17 protein-coding genes are annotated in these 19361 nt (G+C 65.7%); 11 read left to right on the top strand and 6 right to left on the bottom strand.

Features of this window, described 5'->3' with window-relative positions; translation table 11 throughout:
* Window positions 1–248: 248 nt before the first annotated feature.
* The gene (locus tag AAFF27_03910) at window positions 249–533 is read left to right on the top strand and encodes a type II toxin-antitoxin system HigB family toxin (protein ID XAH24345.1); all 285 of its coding nucleotides are present in this window, start codon (window positions 249–251) and stop codon (window positions 531–533) included.
* A gap of 29 nt (window positions 534–562) precedes the next feature.
* On the top strand, window positions 563–1804 hold the full coding sequence (locus AAFF27_03905; protein XAH24344.1) for an ImmA/IrrE family metallo-endopeptidase: 1242 nt from the start codon (window positions 563–565) through the stop codon (window positions 1802–1804).
* An 854-nt stretch (window positions 1805–2658) separates the two neighbouring features.
* On the opposite strand, the gene AAFF27_03900 is transcribed toward AAFF27_03905, so the two are convergent.
* On the bottom strand, window positions 2659–3366 hold the full coding sequence (locus AAFF27_03900; protein XAH24343.1) for a nitroreductase family protein: 708 nt from the start codon (window positions 3364–3366) through the stop codon (window positions 2659–2661).
* A gap of 31 nt (window positions 3367–3397) precedes the next feature.
* Window positions 3398–4609, bottom strand: a complete 1212-nt coding sequence (locus tag AAFF27_03895) for an MFS transporter (protein ID XAH26154.1) — start codon at window positions 4607–4609, stop codon at window positions 3398–3400.
* 97 nt (window positions 4610–4706) lie between these two features.
* On the opposite strand from AAFF27_03895, the gene AAFF27_03890 reads away from it, so the two are divergent.
* Window positions 4707–5177 (top strand): helix-turn-helix domain-containing protein, encoded by a 471-nt coding sequence (locus tag AAFF27_03890; protein XAH24342.1) that lies wholly within the window; start codon window positions 4707–4709, stop codon window positions 5175–5177.
* Window positions 5174–6025, top strand: a complete 852-nt coding sequence (locus AAFF27_03885) for a LysR family transcriptional regulator (GenBank protein XAH24341.1) — start codon at window positions 5174–5176, stop codon at window positions 6023–6025. The genes AAFF27_03890 and AAFF27_03885 overlap by 4 nt, the downstream gene beginning before the upstream one ends.
* A gap of 212 nt (window positions 6026–6237) precedes the next feature.
* Here the strand turns inward: AAFF27_03885 and AAFF27_03880 are convergent, their stop codons facing one another.
* From AAFF27_03880 to AAFF27_03865, 4 genes are all read right to left on the bottom strand, one after another.
* Complete coding sequence (locus AAFF27_03880) at window positions 6238–7635, bottom strand: IS1182 family transposase (GenBank protein ID XAH26153.1); 1398 nt, start codon at window positions 7633–7635, stop codon at window positions 6238–6240.
* Window positions 7636–7887: 252 nt separating this feature from the next.
* A complete protein-coding gene (locus tag AAFF27_03875) occupies window positions 7888–8022 on the bottom strand; it encodes a hypothetical protein (GenBank protein XAH24340.1) in 135 nt (44 codons plus the stop codon).
* The gene (locus AAFF27_03870; GenBank protein XAH24339.1) at window positions 8019–8588 is read right to left on the bottom strand and encodes a DUF4865 family protein; all 570 of its coding nucleotides are present in this window, start codon (window positions 8586–8588) and stop codon (window positions 8019–8021) included. The genes AAFF27_03875 and AAFF27_03870 overlap by 4 nt, the downstream gene beginning before the upstream one ends.
* 222 nt (window positions 8589–8810) lie before the next feature.
* Window positions 8811–9518, bottom strand: coding sequence for a Crp/Fnr family transcriptional regulator (locus AAFF27_03865; GenBank protein XAH24338.1), 708 nt, complete (start codon window positions 9516–9518; stop codon window positions 8811–8813).
* Between the two features lie 182 nt (window positions 9519–9700).
* On the opposite strand from AAFF27_03865, the gene AAFF27_03860 reads away from it, so the two are divergent.
* The 7 genes from AAFF27_03860 to AAFF27_03830 all read left to right on the top strand — a co-directional run bounded on the left by AAFF27_03860 (window position 9701) and on the right by AAFF27_03830 (window position 19063).
* Window positions 9701–11647 carry an AMP-binding protein gene (locus AAFF27_03860; protein ID XAH24337.1) on the top strand — a complete coding sequence of 649 codons (1947 nt, stop codon included), beginning with the start codon at window positions 9701–9703 and terminating at the stop codon, window positions 11645–11647.
* A gap of 100 nt (window positions 11648–11747) precedes the next feature.
* Window positions 11748–12575, top strand: coding sequence for an ABC transporter ATP-binding protein (locus AAFF27_03855; protein ID XAH26152.1), 828 nt, complete (start codon window positions 11748–11750; stop codon window positions 12573–12575).
* Window positions 12576–13259: 684 nt separating this feature from the next.
* Window positions 13260–14189, top strand: a complete 930-nt coding sequence (locus AAFF27_03850) for a branched-chain amino acid ABC transporter permease (GenBank protein ID XAH24336.1) — start codon at window positions 13260–13262, stop codon at window positions 14187–14189.
* A gap of 130 nt (window positions 14190–14319) precedes the next feature.
* Window positions 14320–15384, top strand: coding sequence for a branched-chain amino acid ABC transporter permease (locus AAFF27_03845; GenBank protein ID XAH24335.1), 1065 nt, complete (start codon window positions 14320–14322; stop codon window positions 15382–15384).
* Window positions 15385–15556: 172 nt separating this feature from the next.
* Window positions 15557–16876 carry an ABC transporter substrate-binding protein gene (locus AAFF27_03840; GenBank protein XAH24334.1) on the top strand — a complete coding sequence of 440 codons (1320 nt, stop codon included), beginning with the start codon at window positions 15557–15559 and terminating at the stop codon, window positions 16874–16876.
* An 85-nt stretch (window positions 16877–16961) separates the two neighbouring features.
* Window positions 16962–17792 carry an ABC transporter ATP-binding protein gene (locus AAFF27_03835; GenBank protein XAH24333.1) on the top strand — a complete coding sequence of 277 codons (831 nt, stop codon included), beginning with the start codon at window positions 16962–16964 and terminating at the stop codon, window positions 17790–17792.
* Window positions 17793–17803: 11 nt separating this feature from the next.
* On the top strand, window positions 17804–19063 hold the full coding sequence (locus tag AAFF27_03830) for an AMP-binding protein (protein XAH24332.1): 1260 nt from the start codon (window positions 17804–17806) through the stop codon (window positions 19061–19063).
* Window positions 19064–19361 lie beyond the last annotated feature (298 nt).

Genomic DNA, 19361 nt, shown 5'->3' with positions numbered 1-19361 from the left:
GATGTCGATCACCAGCCGGTCCTTCTGGCAATTGGCGCGGGCCGTCTTACAGACTTGTCTGGCCGTGAGCAGCCGACAAGATCCACGCTGACAGATTGCGGCATCCAGGACGGCATAGGCTAGCGATGTTCAGATTTCAGCCATCACCGCGACAGTGACGACACTTCCCATTTTCACAATCAAGTTGACACCAAAATAAAAAAGGAACTATCATCTCAGAAGATTTGGGGAACAATCATGATCCAACCATGCGACTACTTGGCCTCATCAAGCTCGACGATTTCAAGCGCACCCACGCTGATGCACGTGGGGCACTTGACGCCTGGCGCATTGAAGCTGAGCGCGGTCAATGGGCTGGCCCGCAGGATGTCAAGAGCCGATACCCCAGTGCCAGCTTTCTGGCGGACAACAAGGTGATTTTTAACATCAAGGGCAACACCTACCGATTGGTCATCAAGGCCAAGTATCAAAACGGGGTGATCTTGATCGAGTGGGTTGGCACACATGCCGAGTACGACAAGCTGAAGTTTTAAGCTGGACTCGGCAAATGGAAGGAGTTGGTATGAAGCAACAGGTGAAAGTGATCAAGACGCAGCGTGATTACGATGCGGCTGTCGTTCGTCTGTCAGCTTTGATGGACGTAGATATAGCGCCAGGCTCCAGCAAGGAAGCTGAGCTGGAGTTGCTGGCTCTGGTTATTGAGTCTTACGAGCGCAGCAAAGTCGAGCCCGTGGTCCCCGATCCGATTGATGCCATTTTGTTTCGCATGGATCAGTTGGGGCTAAAGAAGGTGGATCTGGTGCCCTACATGGGTTCACTACCTAAGGTGTCTGAGGTGTTGGCACGAAAGCGCCCGCTCAACCTAGCAATGATCCGCAAGCTGCATCAAGAGTTGGGCATTCCGGCCGATGTCTTGTTGGCCAAGACCGACGATGCTGTTGATCTATCTGAGGAGCCCTCCTACGACCCGGCTAAGTTCCCTATAAAGGAAATGGTCAGTCGCGGCTACTTCGAGGGTTTCCGTGGCACCCTTCGAGAAGCCCGGGACAACGCCGAGGAATTGATCCGCTCCTTCATGCGCGACATCCACTTGCACCCAGCCCAGCAAGCACGGCTGCGTGCGCCGATGCATCAGAGCGGCATCCGACTGATGGATGACTATGCCTTGCTAACCTGGCATGTTGCCGTGCTCAAAAAGGCTCGCCAAATCAAGTTCAAATCAGCGTACGTGAAGGGCAGCTTGACCGACGAGCGCCTTAGAGAGTTGGCGCGCCTGTCTCGTTTCGAGCAAGGGCCCCGTCTGGCTCAGGAGTTCTTGGCTGACATGGGCGTCGCCCTGGTGTTCGAGAACCACTTCAACAAGACCTATCTCGATGGCGCCGCCATGGTGGATGGGGATCGCCCGGTGGTGGCATTGACGCTGAGACACAACCGGCTCGATAACTTCTGGTTCGCCTTGCTGCACGAGCTGGTGCACGTCAAAGAACATTTGGGCCCTGACCGTTTCTTTATCGCGGATAACCTTGAAGACAAGATTCATCAGCAGTCCAAAGAGGAACGCGAGGCCGACGAAGGCGCCCGAGAAATCCTGATTCCGCACGCCGAATGGTTGGCGTCTGACTTGATCAGCTCGCCCACGATGGATGCCGCGATAGCCTTGGCCGACAAGCTGCGCATCCACCCCACCATCGTGGCCGGGCGCGTGCGTTTTGAAACCGGCAACTGGCGCTTGCTCAGCAGCATCAAGGCTGAGGTCCGTTGCCAGTTCCTCGATCAACTTGAGGAGCACGCGCAACTCAGTTGATCAGCAAAGAAAAAGGCCCCGGAGTGCGCTAACACTCAAGGGCCTTTGGTGAGGTGAATAGGGGTCTACCAAACCACCCATGCACAACACGTCTTAGCGAAGACGGCGAATCTTACCAGTTCGCATTGCACGGGCATACGTGAAAACCCCTCCACTCTTCGAAAAGGAGTCGGCATGGCCTACGCCCGTTGGAAGAGCGTTTTTGTGCGGGCATACGTCCGTTCCCGGCTTGGACGCCGAGAGCATGTTTGCCAACACTGGCGCTCACACCCTGGTCAGATGGAACTGTTCGTCTGACCACTGGTGGCAGGCGCCTTGTCCTCCAGGCGCCTGCCGCTTACTTCCTTGCACATGAACTTTGAAAGGTATCCATCTTGGGAACCAAGAAGACCCCCAATGAGCAAACATCTGCTCGCGTCGCCTCCACAGCATCCAAACTGTTGAGCAACCCCAAGACCCCGGCTGTAGTGAGGTCGGTGGCCGCCTCCGCCCTGACTCAACGACCTAGTAGCAAGCCAAAGGGCAAGTGACCTCACCGCTGCCCGGTTAACCGTGAGCCCGCTTCGTGCGGGCTCATTTATTGACCTGTCCTCAAGTCAATATTGACCACAGGCCACCGTAGAATTTTCTGGCTCCCGTAGCGACCCGAGTGTGATTGCGTCCCTAATGGGACCTCCTCACTTCTGCCATACCCGTCAAAGATAAGCGGTCGATGAATGACTGATCAAGCCAATAGCGGGCAGTCATTTTCGAAACATGAGCGGCGGCAGCCAGTATCTACCGTCTCGCTGTCGCAAATGTTCTGCATCATGGGGCGGCCTGAAGCTGCGGATTGCTCTTGCGAATGCGCCTTTTCAGCCCATCACCCGCAAAAACTCCCCCACCGCCAACCGCTCAGTCCGCACCCCGTTCTCCGCCGCCTCCCCATCCGCATACCCCAACGCCACCCCACACACAACATGCCGCCCCGCATCCAGCCCCAGCGTCTGCCGCACCAGCCCGGGATAGGACGCAATGGCGCCGATGCCGCAGCTGCTCAGGCCCTGGGCCTGCGCGGCCAGCATCAGGCCGTAGAGGCACATGCCCAGGTCCATGTAGCAGCCGCTGCCCATGCGCGCATCTATGGTCACCAGCAGTGCCACGGGCGCGTCGAAGAAGCGAAAGTTGCGCTCGAACTGCGCGTTGCGGGCGGCGCGGTCGTCGCGTGCGGCGCCTAGCGCGCCGTACAGGGCTTGGGCTGCGGCGACCTGGCGGCGGCGCAGTTGCATGGGCATGGGCTGGGGGAAGTAGCTGTAGTCCTCTGGCTCTTGGGCGCCTTGGCGGAAGGCGTCTACCAGCGCGCCTGACAGGCGCGCGCGCGCATCGCCTTGCAGGCTGATGAATTCGCCCGGCTGCAGGTTGGCGCCGCTGGGTGCCTGGCGGGCCTGGGCCAGCAGGTGCTCCAGCAGGCCTTCGGGCAAGGGCTGGTTGGTGAAGCGGCGGGTGGAGCGGCGGGCTTCCAGCAGGGTGGCAAAGGGCTGCGCCCCGGGCGGCTGCTGTGCGTGCGTTGGCGAGTGGTCCATGGCGGTATTTCACCATCCGCCGAGGGGCAAGCTAAGGAGCAGCAGCGCAGGCGTTGTTAGCGGCCGCGCGCGGCAGGGTTGCGTACCAGAAGAGCAGTGCGGCCAAGCTGGTGCCGGCGCCCAGCGCGCACACGCCGCCCCAACCTGCCACCGCATACATGCTGGTGGCGGCGATGGCGCCCAGGCCGCTGCCGGCGGCGTAGAACAGCATGTAGCAGCCGACCAACCGGCCATGCGCCTCGGGGTGGCGGCTAAAGACCAGGCTCTGGTTGGTGACGTGGACGGCCTGGCCGCCCATGTCGAGCATGACGATGCCCAGGGCCAGCCACCACAGGCTGCTAGCCATGGCCGCCAGCGGTGCCCAGGACAACAGCAGCACGGCCAGCGCCGCGCCGGTGGTGGGCTCTGCCAGGCCGCGATCAGCGCGGCGGCCGGCGCGTGCTGCGGCCAGTGCGCCGGCGGCGCCGACCAGGCCAAAGGCTCCGATGGCGGTGTGCGACAGCGCATGTGGCGCGGCGCTGAGCGGCAGCGCCATGGCGCTCCAGAAGATGCTGAAGGCGGCAAACATCAGCAGCGCCAGCATGCCGCGCACCTGCAGCACACGGTCATGCCGCAGCAGGCCCGCCATGGAGCGCAGCAGCGCGGGGTAGGACAGGCGCTGCGCAGCGGCGGGCTGCTCGGGCAGCGTGCGCCACAGCACAGCCCACAGCAGCAGCGCCAGCGCAGCCGATGCAAAGTACACGGCGCGCCAGCCGGCAATGTCAGCCACCAGTCCGGACAAGGTGCGCGCCAGTAGCAGGCCCACCACCACGCCGCTCTGCGCCATGCCCACCACGTGGCCGCGCTCTGTGGGTGAGGCGGCGCTGGCGGCATAGGCGATCAGGCCCTGCGTCATGGCCGTGCCCAGCAGGCCGACCAGCAGCATGCCGGCCAGCAGCCACAGCGGCGCGCGGGCCAGGCCGACCGCGACCAGCGCCACGCCCAGCAGCAGCAACTGCACCAGCATGAGCCGGCGGCGGCGCACCAGGTCGCCCAGGGGCACCAACAGCAACAAGGCCACGGCACAGCCCAGTTGCGTGGCGCTGACCACCAGGCCGATGGCGCCCTGGCCCACGCCGAAGTCTTGCGCCAGCGCATCGAGCAAGGGTTGCGCGTAGTAGACGTTGGCCACGCTCAGGCCCGCGGCGCTTGCCAGCAGCCAGACCAGTGTGCGTGGCAGCTGCAGGGCCGCCGTGTGGGTCACAGACATTCGATCACCCATGTAGTTGCAAAACAAAACCAAATGCGAATGTAGCCGCACCAGTTTTAAAATGCAACCAGGCCAGAAGCACAAGGAACCCATGAAGACACCCGACACCCCCACCGCAGAGCCCTGCCCGGTGGCGCGCGCGCTGGACGTGGTGGGCGACCGCTGGTCGCTGCTGATCCTGCGCGATGCCTTTGATGGCGTGCGGCGCTTTGGCGAACTGCAGCGCAGCCTGGGCATTGCGCGCAACATCCTGGCTGACCGCTTGCGCAAGCTGGTGGAGCAACAGGTGCTGGAGGTGCTACCCGCCTCCGACGGCAGCGCCTACGAGGAATACGGCCTGACGGACAAAGGTGCAGCGCTGTTCCGCGTCATCGTCGGGCTGCGGCAATGGGGCGAGGACCACCTCTTCGCGCAAGGCGAAGCGCACTCGGTGCTGGTGGAGAAGAAAAGCGGCGCGCCGGTGGGCCGGATGGAGCTGCGCGGGCGCAATGGCCGTGCGCTGCAAGCGGCTGACACCCTAGTCCAGAAAACCACGCAGGCCAGAAAGGCGGGTGCGAAATGAAAGTGCTGGACATCGAAGCCGTACAAGCCTTCGTGCTGGTGGCCGAGCTGCAGAGCTTCACGCGCGCGGCCGAGGCGATGGACAGCACGCAATCCGCCGTGAGCCTGAAGATCAAGCGCCTGGAAGACGGCCTGGGCCGGCGCCTGCTGGAGCGCACGCCGCGCCGCGTGCGCCTGTCGGCCGAGGGCAGCGCGTTTCTGGCGCCGGCGCGCCATCTGCTGGCCACGCACCACAGCGCGCTGGGCGCATTTGGCCAACCCACGCGCCGGCTGGTGATTGGCGTGAGCCACCACGTGGTGGGCGCCGAGCTGCCGGCCGTGCTGCGCCACATGCAGCAGGCCGAGCCGGGGCTGGTGATGGAGATGCGGGTATCGACCTCGCGCGAGGCGCTGGATGCGTTTGACCAGGGCCAGCTCGATGCTGCCATCGTGCTGCGGCACGACAACCGGCGCCTGGATGGCGAGCTGGTGTTGGAAGAGCGCTTTGGCTGGATGGCCGCACCTGACTTTGAGCACCGCGCGGGCCAGCCGCTGCGGCTGGCCACGCAGGCCGAGCCCTGCAGCGTGCGCAGCATGGCGATTGCGGCATTGGCCGAAGCCGGCATTGCCTGGACGGAAGTGTTTGTGGGCGGCGGCGTGGCCACCATAGGCGCGGCGGTGGCAGCCGGGCTGGCGGTGGCGGCACTGGGGCGGCGCGTGGCGCCGGCCGGCACGGTGGATGTGGGGCCGCGGCTGGGCCTGCCGCCGCTGCCCATGCGTGAGGTGGTGCTGCACGCCAGCACGGCCGACCCGCTGGCGCGCAATGCGCTGCGCACGCTGGGGGCGGCGATGCGATCGACTGTGGCTTGAGCCCGGTGCTGTTCCGCTAGTTCAATCCCCCCCGTTCGGGCTGAGAAGGCGTGAAAAAATCAACTCCCATGCGCCAACAGGCGGCTTGAAGGCCGCGGTGGCCAATTGAACGGGGCGGGGCGAGCTCCTGGCCTCTCGGAGGTCCCAGAGCGCCCAACTGCAGTCTTGGGGCCTTGTGGAGGCTCCAGGGCGAGCCTGCAAGCGCGCTCAGTTCACCCCCCGAGCGCAAACCCCAGCGAGCGCATGCGCATCAAGTTATGCGCCAGCGCGTGCCACAGCAGCACCGCGCGTGCCTTCAACTTGCCGCACACATTCAGGCGGTACAAGCCCCGTCGCCTGAGCTGCGCATTGGCGCATTCGATACTTGCGGCGCGGCGCCTGTAGAGCTTCTGGCCCTCGTCACTGGCCATGAACGCGCGCCACTGCGCAATCAACGGTGAGTCACTGGCCTTGGGGCTGAGCGGATCGAAGCCAGGTTTGCGGCTGCGCGAGGGCGGCACCACCGGCTGCGTGCCGCGACGGCTGAGTTCCTCGAGTGCGTCGTACTGGGGGTAGCCACCATCGGCCAGCCAGTGCGTGGGCGTGCGGCCGTAGCGCTGCTCGATCTGGCGATGCATGGGCGCCATCTCATGCATATCGCTGCCCGCGCAGACCACCGCGATACCGGCGATCAACTGCGTGGCCTCGTCCACCAGCACCTGCGCGTTGTAGGCCGGACGGAATCCTCCGTCGGCCATCTTCATCACCCGGGCGTCTGCATCCGTGGTGCTGACCCGCTTGGGCGCGCCTGCGCTGGACTTCGGCTGCGCCTCGCCGCTGGCGGGGCGTGGCTCGGCAGGTGGGGCGTCGGGTTCGGGCAGGGCGCTGGGAGCATCCCCGGCGGGGCTATCACCTACTGGGGCCTGGCCAGACTTGCCTCGCCTGGCACGCGCACTGGCCTTGTTCTTGATCTTGTCGAGTGCGCCCCGCTCGATCTCGCCGAAGGTCTGCAGTGCCCGGGCCAGGCGCTCCTCGCGCTCCCGTGCGGCGCGTTCGCGCGCGGCGGCCTTGCGCCGCGTGCTGGCGCCCGCATCGGCCTCGAGTTCGCTCTTGAGGGCGTTGACCTGGGCGAGCGCCAAGGCATGCAGCTCGCCCAGGCGCTCCTTGCGCCGGAAGCTCGAGGCCTTGGCGTGGGCGCGAACGCGCAGGCCGTCCTGGGCGACTACGTCGAGCGTGACCAGCTTGCGCTCCATGAGCGCGGCGATGCTGCGGGTGAGTTGCGCATCGAGCCATTCGGTGTTGGCTGTGCGAAAGCTCGCCAGCGTGTGGTAGTTGACCCCGACGCCACCGCAGAGCCAGCGGTAGATGTCGTCGCGCTCGCACAGCCGGTCGATCTCGCGGGCCGAGCCCACGCCCTCGACGGTGGCCCACAGCCACAGCGCCATGAGGATGGCCGGATCGATGGCGGGTGCGCCGGCCGAGCCTTGCACCGACTTGACCTGGGCGTAGAGCGGCGCGAGGTCCAGCGCCTGCACAAAAGCCCAGACGCTGCGCGCGGGATGGTCTGCGGCGACAAGGGCATCGAGGTCGCAGGGGCGTAGCTCGATCTGCTGGCGATCGGCGTGCAGCAGGCGTGGCGTGCCTGCTGTGTGCGCCGGCTTTGCTGGCCGTGGCGTTGCAACTACGGCGCCATCTGCGGGCGCTTCGTGGAACAGGGCCGCTTGTTCGGATGTCTTGGGGGCGTTGCTTGCGTTGGCCATTCGCTATCAACGCACGGGGGCGGATATTCGTTCACACCTTCTGAGCTTGTCGAAGCCTGGGCCCGTGCCTGACAGCCCAACGACCGGCTCAGGGCGAACGGATTTGGCGGATCAGCATTGGGCCTAGACCGCCACGAGGCCGCGCAGCAAAACAGCCGCCGCCACGGCCAGGCCCAGCACCACCAGCGCGGTAGCACCCATACCGGCCAGATGCGCAGCCAGCACCGTGCGCGCATCCAGCAACTCACGCGATCTCATGCCAACCCCGCCAACCCAGGCCGCGCCAGGTGCAGCACCTCGTACACCACGCCGCCCCGCGCCGCATCCGGCGGCGCGGACGACAGCGTGAAGCGCAGCAGGCGCCAGGCCTGCAGATCCAGCGCCGTCCACACCGCAACCGTGTCGGGCTGCACGGCGATACGCTGGTTGCGGGCGGCCTCGTCGGCCTGCAGCGCGGCGCGGTCTGCGGCGGCGTCCAGCGTCTGCTCTTCACGGTAGAGCGACACGGCCTTGGCCGATGCATGCCCGGCGCGCGCATCCAGCGGCAGCCAGGTTTCCACGCCGGGCCGGCCAAAGGAATCGATCACGGCCTGGAAGCGTTCGCCCATGAGGAAGGACGCCGCAGCGGCCTCGTCACGCCACAAATACACCGACGCATAGAGCTTGCCTGTGGCGCCAAACCGGCCCCGGTCCTGCGCGACGAAGGCCTTGAGCACCAGGCCCTCGGTGGCGTCCCAGAGCGGGCCGCGCCGGGCCGCGCGGGTGCGGATCAGCTGCATGTCGTAGTCGGCGGGAAGGCGGTGGGAATACTGCATGGCAAACATGTTTTTCTCCTGTGGATCAGCAGGAGAAAGTCTGCGCGTGGGCAGTCATTTGAAACAGAGCGGCGGCGATATTCCAGTGATGCGTTTTCAACATCGTGGATAGACGAATCAAAATAGATAGCGCCTTGCCCACGAAGAATCTGTGTTTCAGATACAAAACAATGTGAAATCCAGTATCAACCTGGGCTACCAGCTACTTTTTATGTAGCACGCATTCCCTGCCTACAAACCCTGCGCCTGCCGCAAGGCCCGCAGATCCAGCACCCGCACGCCGCCGTATTCGATGCGGATCAGGCCCTGCTCCTGCAGCACGTTCAAGGCCTGGTTCACGCGCTGGCGCGACAGGCCGACCAGGTAGGCCAGCTCTTGCTGGGTGATGCGCAGCACGTCGCCCACGCCGGCAAACAGCACCGGGTTGAACAGCGCCGCCAGGCTGCGTGCCACGCGCGCGTCGGGGTTGGTGAGGCGGTCTATCTCCACCGCTGCGATGAACTGCCCAAGCCGCTCGTTGAGCTGGTTCATCACAAAGCGGTTGAAGCCGATGGAGTGGTCCAGCAGCCAGTGGAAATCATCCGCCGGCAGGCCGGCCACCACGCTCTTGCGCAGCGCCTGGATGTTGTAGCGGTAGGACTCGCGCTTGAGCACCGTGCCCTCGCCAAACCAGCCGCCCGGCGGCAGGCCGGCAAAGGTCACGGTGCCGCCCTCGCTGTCGTCGTTGCCCATCTTGAGCAGGCCCTCGACCACGCCAAACCAGTAGGTCACCGGCCGGCCGATGCGGCAGACGAAGTCGCCCGCATCGGCGTCGCTCACCGCCAGCGCGGCCACGGCGCGGATGCGGGCCGGGCCTTCCAGTGCCGCCAGCCAGGGAATGCCGAGCAGTTCATCAGCGGTGGGCGTGCGGCGGCGGGCGTGCAGGGCGGTATCGGACATGGCGCACAGCGTGCCGCGTGATGCGCCCGCCCGCCCTGGGGAAAGTCCGGGGAAGGGAGAACCCGCGAATTGTCAGCAGAACGACAGGCGGGCGTCAAAGTCATGCCTACATTGCGGGCATGACAAGCGCTGCACGTCCCCTCCCGGGATGCAGACGGCGCACACCGAGACAAGGACATCGCATGCAGAGCACCTTCCCCCGCCTGCTGCTCCAGCACGCAGAAGCGCGCCCCGAGGCGCCCGCGCTGCGCGAGAAGGAGTACGGCATCTGGCAGACGCACGGCTGGCGCGCGCTGGCAGCGCTGGTCGAGCGCATCGCCGGCGGCCTGCACCAGGCCGGCCTGGCGCGTGGCGAGCACCTGGTGGTGATCGGCACCAACCGGCCGCGGCTCTACGCCACCATGCTGGCGGCGCAGTCGCTGGGCGCCATTCCGGTGCCGCTGTACCAGGACGCGGTGGCGGCCGAATGCGTGTTCCCGCTGGTCAATGCCGAGGTACGCTTTTGCGTGGTCGAAGACCAAGAGCAGCTCGACAAGCTGCTGGAGATTCGCACCGAATGCCCGCAGCTGCAGCGCATCTGGTACGACGACCCGCGCGGCCTGCGCCACTACGCCGAGCCCGGCGTGGCGTCGGTCGATGCGCTGGTGGAAGCGGGCCAGGCCTTTGTCGCCAGCCAGCGCGGCTGGTTCCAGGCACAGGTGGCGCAAACCCAGGCCGGCGATGTGGCGGCGATGTTCTTCACCTCTGGCACCACCGGCAAGCCCAAGGGCGTGGTGCACACCCATGCCAGCCTGCTCGACCGCGCCACGGCCGGTGCCGAGTTTGACCACCTCACCGAGCGCGAAGAAGTGCTGGCCTACCTGCCGCCCGCGTGGATCGGGCAGAACATCTTCAGCTACGCGCAATGGCTGTCTTGCGGCTATGTCGTCAACTGCCCGGAAGACGCCAGCACGGTGATGATCGACCTGAAAGAGATCGGCCCCACCTACTACTTTGCGCCGCCGCGCGTGTTCGAAGGCCTGCTCACCAGCGTGATGATCCGCATGGAAGACGCGGGCGCCATCAAGCGCCGCATGTTCCACCACTTCATGGCGCTGGCACGCCGCGTGGGCCCGGCGCTGCGCGACGGCCACGCGGTGGGCGCACTGGATCGCCTGCACTACCGCCTGGGCGACTGGATGGTGTACGGCCCGCTGCGCAACACGCTGGGCTTCTCGCGCGTGCGGGTGGCCTACACCGCGGGCGAGGCGATCGGGCCGGACCTGTTCAGCTTCTACCGCTCCATCGGCATCAACCTGAAGCAGCTCTACGGCTCGACCGAGACCGCCGTTTTCGTCTGCCTGCAGCCCGACGACCAGGCGCGCGCCGACACCGTGGGCGTACCGATCCGCGGCGTGGAGATCAAGGTGGCCGACAACGGCGAGATCCTGGTCAAGTCCGCCGGCCTGCTGCAGGGCTACTACAAGAACCCGCAGGCCACGGCCGAGGTGCTGACCGCCGATGGCTGGTACCGCACCAGCGACGCCGGCTTCCTGGATGCCAGCGGCCACCTGAAGATCATCGACCGCGTGAAAGACGTCGGCCGCATCGCCGGTGGTGCTTTCGACGGCGCCATGTTTGCACCCAAGTACGTAGAGAACAAGCTCAAGTTCTTCCCCTACATCAAAGAGGTCGTGGCCTATGGCGACGGCCGCGACCGGGTCTGCGTGATGCTCAACATCGACTTCGACGCCGTCGGCAACTGGGCCGAGCGCCGCAACCTGCCCTACGCCGGCTACACCGACCTGGCCGGCAAACCCGAGGTCTATGCGCTGATGCAAGACTGCGTGGAAAAGGTCAACGCCGACCTCGCCGCCGACACCTTGCTGGCCGGCAGCCAGGTCTGCCGCTTCCTGGTGCTGCACAAGGAACTGGACGCCGACGACGGTGAGCTCACCCGTACCAACAAGGTGCGTCGCGGCTTTATCGCCGAGAAGTACGCGCCGCTGGTCGATGCCCTCTACGCCGGCCGCACCGAGCAGTTCATAGAGACGCAGGTGAAGTTCGAAGACGGCCGCACGGGCAGCGTCAGCGCCACCTTGCGCATGGGGGATGCGAAGACATTTCCCGCGCTGAAGGATGCAGCATGAGCGCCGCGCCGGGCCGCCCCAAGCAAGCTCGCACCGCAGTGCGAAGCACGGAGGTACTCCAATGAACGCCGCAGTACCTTTCCACGCCATGGCCAGCGCGATGCCGCCCGAAGCCCGCACGGACGAGCAGAGCCAAGCCCCCGCCGCCGCGCGCCAGACCGGCGACGTGATCCTGGACGTGAAGAACATCTCGCTTGCCTTTGGCGGCGTGAAGGCGCTGACCGACATCAGCTTTGACGTGCGCGAGCACGAGGTGCGCGCCATCATCGGCCCCAACGGCGCGGGCAAGAGCTCCATGCTCAACTGCATCAACGGCGTGTACCAGCCGCAGCAGGGCGCCATCACCTTCCGCGGCAAGACCTTCAAGCACATGGACAGCCGCCAGGTGGCCGAGATGGGCGTGGCCCGCACCTTCCAGAACCTGGCGCTGTTCAAGGGCATGAGCGTGCTCGACAACATCATGACCGGGCGCAACCTGCGCATGAAAAGCAACCTGCTGCTGCAGGCCTTGCGCATAGGCCCGGCACTGAAGGAAGAGATCCGCCACCGCGAGTTTGTAGAACGCATCATCGACTTCCTGGAGATCCAGGCACACCGCAAATCCCCCGTGGGCCAGTTGCCCTACGGCCTGCAAAAGCGCGTGGACCTGGGCCGCGCCCTGGCCATGGAGCCGCAGGTGCTGCTGCTGGACGAACCCATGGCCGGCATGAACGTGGAAGAGAAGCAGGACATGTGCCGCTTCATCCTCGACGTGAACGACGAGTTCGGTACCACCATCGTGCTGATCGAGCACGACATGGGGGTGGTGATGGATATCTCCGACCGCGTGGTGGTGCTGGATTACGGGAAGAAGATTGGGGATGGGACGCCGGCGGAGGTTAGGGCGAATCCTGAGGTTATTCGTGCTTATCTTGGGGGTGAGCGGTGAAGCCGGGCCGTGCTTGTTCCATCGCGGCTTCTCCTGCAGAGGGCGGGTGCCGGGATGTGCGCCCGGCGGCGCAGTCACCTTCTTTTGCTTCGCCAAAAGAAGGTAACCGAAGAAAAGGCGACCCCACTGTGGCGGTCCGGCTTTGCCGGACTGCTCTGCGGTGCTCGGTGTGGGCAGGCGGCTGCGGAACTCGCTTCGCTCAAACAGTCCTCGCCGACCGCGCTACGCGCGGCAACCTGCCCCCACCTCCGCTCCTCGACGCCACAGAGGGGGCCCGGGATTGCCACACGGGCCTTCGCTGCGCTCGGCCCCTTGCGCCCCCACCCCTACCCTCCCCCAAAGGGGGAGGGAGTTGGGCCGTTCTGCATTTCTCCCTCCCCCGCTGGGGGAGGGCTGGGGTGGGGGCCGGCTGTTCGGCTGCCCAACGCCGTTGGCAGGGCCGAGCAGCACAGCGACGGGCGGATCAGGGATCGCCCTTGTCTGAGCCGCAGGCGAGTTTGGGCGATACCCCGCCCGGCGCGAGCAGCGCAGGGAAGCCCGAAGGGCCCCTGACTCCGGCTCGCCTTTTCTTTGGTTCCTTTCTTTTGGCGACGCAAAAGAAAGGAACTCGGCCGCCGGGCCGAGACCCGGCACCCGCCGTCAGCAAGAGTAAAAAACACAAAGAACAAGAGGAGCACACCTGACATGGGATTCTTCCTAGAAACCGTCTTCGGCGGCCTCATGGCCGGCATGCTCTACGCCCTGGTCGCGCTCGGCTTCGTGCTGATCTTCAAGGCCTCGGGCGTCTTCAACTTTGCCCAGGGCGCGATGGTGCTGTTCGCCGCGCTGGCCATGGCGCGCTTCTCTGAGTGGATTCCGCAGTGGCTGGGCTTTGACAACCGCCTGCTGACCAACCTGCTGGCCTTTGCGGCGGCGGTGCTGTGCATGGTCATCGTGGCCTGGCTGGTGGAGCGGCTGGCGCTGCGCCGGCTGGTGAACCAGGAGGGCATCACGCTGCTGATGGCCACGCTGGGCATCAGCTACTTCCTCGATGGCGCGGGGCAACTGCTGTTTGGCAGCGCCACCTACAAGATCGACGTGGGCATGCCCAAGGATCCGATGATCGTGCTGGAGAACACCTTCCCCGGCGGCCTGCTGCTGAGCCAGGAAGACCTGGTGTCGGCCCTGATCGCGGCACTGCTGGTGGCCACGCTCTCGCTGTTCTTCCAGAAGACCCGCACCGGCCGCGCCCTGCGCGCAGTGGCCGACGACCACCAGGCGGCGCAGTCCATCGGTATCCCGCTGGCGCGCATCTGGGTCATCGTCTGGTCGGTCGGCGGCATCGTGGCGCTGGTGGCCGGCGTGATCTGGGGCAGCAAGCTGGGCGTGCAGTTCTCGATCTCGCTGGTGGCCCTCAAGGCCTTCCCTGTCGTGATCCTGGGCGGCCTCACCTCGGTGCCCGGCGCCATCCTGGGCGGGCTGATCATCGGCGTGGGCGAGAAGCTGTCCGAGATCTACCTGGGGCCGTTTGTGGGGGGCGGCATCGAGAACTGGTTTGCCTATGTGCTTGCGCTTGCCTTCCTGTTGGTACGGCCGCAAGGTTTGTTTGGCGACAAGATCATCGACCGCGTATGAAGTACGCAGTCGATGATCTTGCGAAGTCGGCGCACCGTTCGCGCAGCGAAGGGTGCACGCGCGAACGCAGTGCGTGCGTAGCGGTCGCAGACCGCGCCCACGTCTACAAGATCATTGATCGGGTCTGAACATGTTCTACAGAGAAAACGGCCAGTTCAAGGGCAATTACAGCGCCGACCTCGCGCTGTTCCCCATCGCACAAGACCGCTGGGCCATGCTGGCCTTTGTGGCGATTGCCTTCATCGCGGTGCCGGCCTTTGCCAGCGACTACAGCTTTCGCGCGGTGCTGATCCCCTTCCTGATCCTGTCGCTGGCGGCGCTGGGGCTCAACATTTTGGTGGGCTACTGCGGGCAGATATCGCTGGGCACCGGCGCCTTCATGGCGGTGGGCGCCTATGCGGCCTACAACCTGCAGGTGCGCATCCCCGGCATGCCGCTGCTGCTGTCGCTGCTGGGCGGCGGGCTGTGCGCCACGGTGTTTGGCGTGCTGTTTGGCATTCCCAGCCTGCGCATCCGCGGGCTGTACCTGGCGGTGGCCACGCTGGCGGCGCAGTTCTTCGTGGACTGGTTCACCAACCGCATGAAGTGGGTCACCAATGACTCGTCCTCGGGCTCGGTCAGCATCGGCAAGCTGGAGATGTTTGGCTACCAGTTCGACACGCCGGTGCAGAAGTACCTGCTGTGCCTGACCATCGTCACGGTGTTCGGCCTGCTGGCCAAGAACCTGGTGCGCGGCGCCGTCGGCCGCGAATGGATGGCCATGCGCGACATGGACGTGGCCGCCAGCGTGATCGGCATCCGGCCGGTGTACGCCAAGCTCTCGGCCTTTGCGGTGAGCAGCTTCATCGTTGGCGTGGCCGGCGCGCTGTGGGGCTTTGTGCACCTGGGCGCCTGGGAGCCGGCAGCGTTTGGCATCGACAAGTCCTTCCAGCTGCTGTTCATGATCATCATCGGCGGCCTGGGCTCTATCGCGGGCAGCTTCTTTGGCGCGGCCTTCATCGTGCTGCTGCCGCTGCTGCTGAACTACGTGCCGCACTGGCTGGGCCTGAACCTGTCGACGGCCACCGCCTCGCAGCTGGAGCACATGATCTTCGGCGCGCTGATCGTCTTCTTCCTGATCGTCGAGCCGCATGGGCTGGCTCGCTTGTGGTCCACGGCAAGACAAAAACTGCGCCTCTGGCCCTTCCCCCATTAGCTATGGCACACCCCCAGGCTTCGCACTACGTGTCTTCGCCAACCCCCTTGCAGGGGGCGGCGCGGCCGCTTGGGGCGGCCCGGCGCGGCGCGCCCCTCGCCTGAATACCCGCCCCTCTCTACCGTCGTTTCGCTTCAACCACGCACTATGTGCCTATAACCAGGAGACAAGCATGCAACTCAAGAAGATCGCGCTCGCTGCGGCCGTCGCTGCCGCCGGGATTTCGGCGCTCGCCACCTCTACCCTGGCGCAGGCCCAGGCGGCCGAGCAGTTCATTCCGCTGCTGGTGTACCGCACCGGCCAGTTCGCGCCGCTGGGCATTCCATGGGCCGATGGCAAGCAGGATTATTTGAAGCTGGTCAATGCGCGCGACGGCGGCGTCAACGGCGTCAAGCTGGCCTACGAAGAATGCGAAACCGCCTATGACGCGGCCAAGGGCGTGGAGTGCTACGAGCGCCTGAAGACCAAAGGCACCGGTGCCTCGGGCTTTGACCCGCAATCCACCGGCATCACCTTTGCCGTGACCGACAAGGCCTTCAACGACAAGGTCACCATCGAGACCATGGGCTACGGCCTGTCGCAGTCGGTCGATGGCACGGTGTTCCAGTGGAACTTCCCGCTGCTGGGCACCTACTGGACCGCCGCCGACGTGATGCTGCAAGACATCGCCAAGAAGGAAAAGGGCAGCCTGAAGGGCAAGAAGATTGCACTGGTCTACCACGACAGCCCCTACGGCAAGGAGCCCATCGCGCTGCTGCAAAAGCGCGCTGCGGCCGAGGGCTTCGAGGTCAGCCTGTTCCCGGTCACGCCGCCCGGCGTGGAGCAAAAATCCACCTGGCTGCAGATCCGCCAGCAAAAGCCTGACTACGTGCTGTTCTGGTCGGCCGGCGTGATGACGCCCGCCGGCATCCGCGAGGCCCAGGCCAGCGGCTACCCGCGCGAAAAAATCTACGCCGTCTGGTGGGCCGGCTCCGACCACGACGTGAAGGACATCGGCGCCGGCGCCAAGGGCTACAACGCCGTCACCATCCACAACAGCGCGGCCAAGGACAAGGTCCATGACGAGCTGAAGAAGTACGTCTACGACAAGGGCCAGGGCACCGGCCCGGCCAGCAGCATTGGCACCATCGCGCACACGCGCGGCATGATGATTTCCATGCTGCAGGTGGAGGCCATTCGCGCCGCACAAGACAAATACGGCAAGGGCAAGACGCTCACGCCCGAGCAGGTGCGCTGGGGCTTCGAGCACCTGGACCTGAACGCCGACCGGCTCAAGGCCCTGGGCTTTGGCGAGGTGATGCGGCCGGTCAAGACCTCTTGCCAGGACCACATGGGCGACGACTGGGCGCGCATCGTGCAGTGGGACGGCGGCAAGTGGGAGATCAAGTCCGACTGGTACCAGTCCGACAAGACCCACATCACCCCGCTGGTGCAGGAGTACGCGGCCAAGTACGCCAAGGATAAAAACATCACGGTGCGCAGCTGCCTTTGATTCCACGCGGGACGCACGCAGGGCACGGCCCTGCAGCCTCCCGCCTCCACAGCCCACCACTCACCCTGCCCTCCGGGAACCGCCCATGAACCTGCCGCAACCGCCCGCCGCCGCGCAGCCCCCGCTGCTCGATGTGAACGGCATCGAGGTCATCTACCACCATGTGATCCTGGTGCTCAAGGGCGTCTCGCTCGCCGTGCCCGAGGGCGCCATCGTGGCGCTGCTCGGCGGCAACGGCGCGGGCAAGACGACCACGCTGCGCGCCATCTCCAACCTGCTGGCGGGCGAGCGCGGCGAGGTCACCAAGGGCAGCATCCGGCTGCGCGACGAGCGCATCGAGAAGCTCACACCCGCCGCGCTGGTAGAGCGTGGCGTGGTGCAGGTGATGGAAGGCCGGCACTGCTTTGCCCACCTCAGCATCGAGGAAAACCTGCTGACCGGCGCCTACACGCGCAGCGACAAGGGCGAGATCGCCGCCAACCTGGAGAAGGTCTACGCCTACTTCCCGCGGCTGAAGACGCGCCGCAGCAGCCAGGCCGCCTACACCTCGGGCGGCGAGCAGCAGATGTGCGCCATCGGCCGCGCGCTGATGGCCAACCCGCGCATGGTGCTGCTGGACGAGCCCTCCATGGGCCTGGCGCCGCAGATCGTCGAGGAAGTCTTTGGCATCGTGAAAGACCTGAACGATAAGGAGAAGGTCACCTTCCTGCTGGCTGAGCAGAACACCGCCATGGCCCTGCGCTATGCCGACTACGGCTACATCCTGGAGAGCGGCCGCGTGGTGATGGACGGCAGCGCTGCAACGCTTGCCGGCAACGAGGACGTGAAGGAGTTCTACCTGGGCATGGGCGGCGCCCAGCGCAAGAGCTTTCGCGACGTCAAGAGCTACAAGCGTAGAAAACGGTGGCTGGCCTGATGGAGCCATCGATGACCGAACACTACGACGCGCTGGAAACACGCGACCCGCAGGCGCGCGAGGCCGCCCTGTTCGCCGCGCTGCCGGCACAGATCGCGCATGCGCAGGCGCATGCGCCGGCGCTGGGCCACATCCTGCGCGGCATAGAACCAGCGGCCGTGCACAACCGCGCCGCGCTGGCGCTGCTGCCAGTCACCCGCAAGCACGAGCTGCTGGAGCTGCAGCAGGTCGCGCGCAGCGCAGGCGGCGATGCCTTTGGCGGCTTTGCGGCCGTGAGCTATGGCGCGCTGATGCCGCGCGTCTTTGCCAGCCCCGGCACGCTGTACGAACCCGAGGCCCCACGCGCCGACCACTGGCGCATGGCGCGCGCCTTTTTTGCTGCGGGCTTTCGCGCGGGCGACCTGCTGCACAACAGCTTCAGCTACCACTTCGTGCCGGCCGGCGCCATGATGGAAAGCGGCGCGCAGGCGCTGGGCTGCACCGTGTTCCCCGGCGGCACCGGCCAGACCGAACAGCAGTTGCAGGCACTGGCCGAGCTGCGCGCCAACGGCTATGTCGGCACGCCGAGCTTTCTGCGCATCCTGCTGGAGAAGGCCGCCGAGCGCGGCGCCGCCCTGCCCCATTTGCGCCGCGCGCTGGTATCGGGCGAAGCCTTTCCGCCATCCTTGCGCGACTGGGTGCGCGCACGCGGCGTGGAGGCCTACCAGTGCTATGCCTCTGCCGACCTGGGCCTGATCGCCTACGAGACCGCCGCGCGCGAAGGCTTGGTATTGGACGAAGGCGTGATTGTCGAGATCGTCAAACCCGGCACCGGCGAGCCCGTGGCCGAGGGCGAAGTCGGCGAGCTGGTGGTGACCAGCTTCAACCCGGCCTATCCGCTGGTGCGCTTTGGCACCGGCGACCTGTCAGCCGTGCTGCCGGGCCAGTGCCCCACCGGCCGCAGCAACACCCGCATCCGCGGCTGGATGGGCCGCGCCGACCAGACCACCAAGGTGCGCGGCATGTTCGTGCACCCGGCGCAGGTGGCCGAGATCGGCCGCCGCTTCCCTGATCTGGGGCGGCTGCGGCTGGTGGTGTCGGGTGAGATGGCGGACGACCGCCTGGTGCTGCGGGCCGAATGCGCCACGCCGGGCCCGCAGCCCCAGTTGGCCCAGCACCTGGGCGACGCCATCCGTGAAGTGACCAAGCTGCGCGGCGAGGTGGAGCTGCATCTGCCGGGCAGCCTGCCCAATGATGGCAAGGTCATTGAGGACGCGCGCAGCTATAAATGATGCAGGCCGCGAGTCGCGGCCTGCGCTGGGCCGGTCTGCATTCATCAACCCTCCCTGAGTGGGTTTCCTCGCTTTTTTTGCAATGCCGGCGACCCAGCGAGGCCGCGGGGAATTCTAGAAAGCGCCCCTTACCGCCGACCGGACGCAGGCGGCCGTTCGTCAGGTGAACATATTCCCGGCCCATGCCAAGGCGACCCGGGCCCATCTTTTTTAGGTGTTTGCCCCGTGGTCGATACCTCCAGCATATGAAACCATCGGGCCGTTTTCATCTGCTTACTTATCTGAGGACTTCTTTACC

It is taken from the genome of Xylophilus sp. GW821-FHT01B05 (genome assembly GCA_038961845.1).
GTDB lineage: Bacteria > Pseudomonadota > Gammaproteobacteria > Burkholderiales > Burkholderiaceae_C > Xylophilus.
This window is presented reverse-complemented; position numbering and strand designations above follow the sequence as displayed.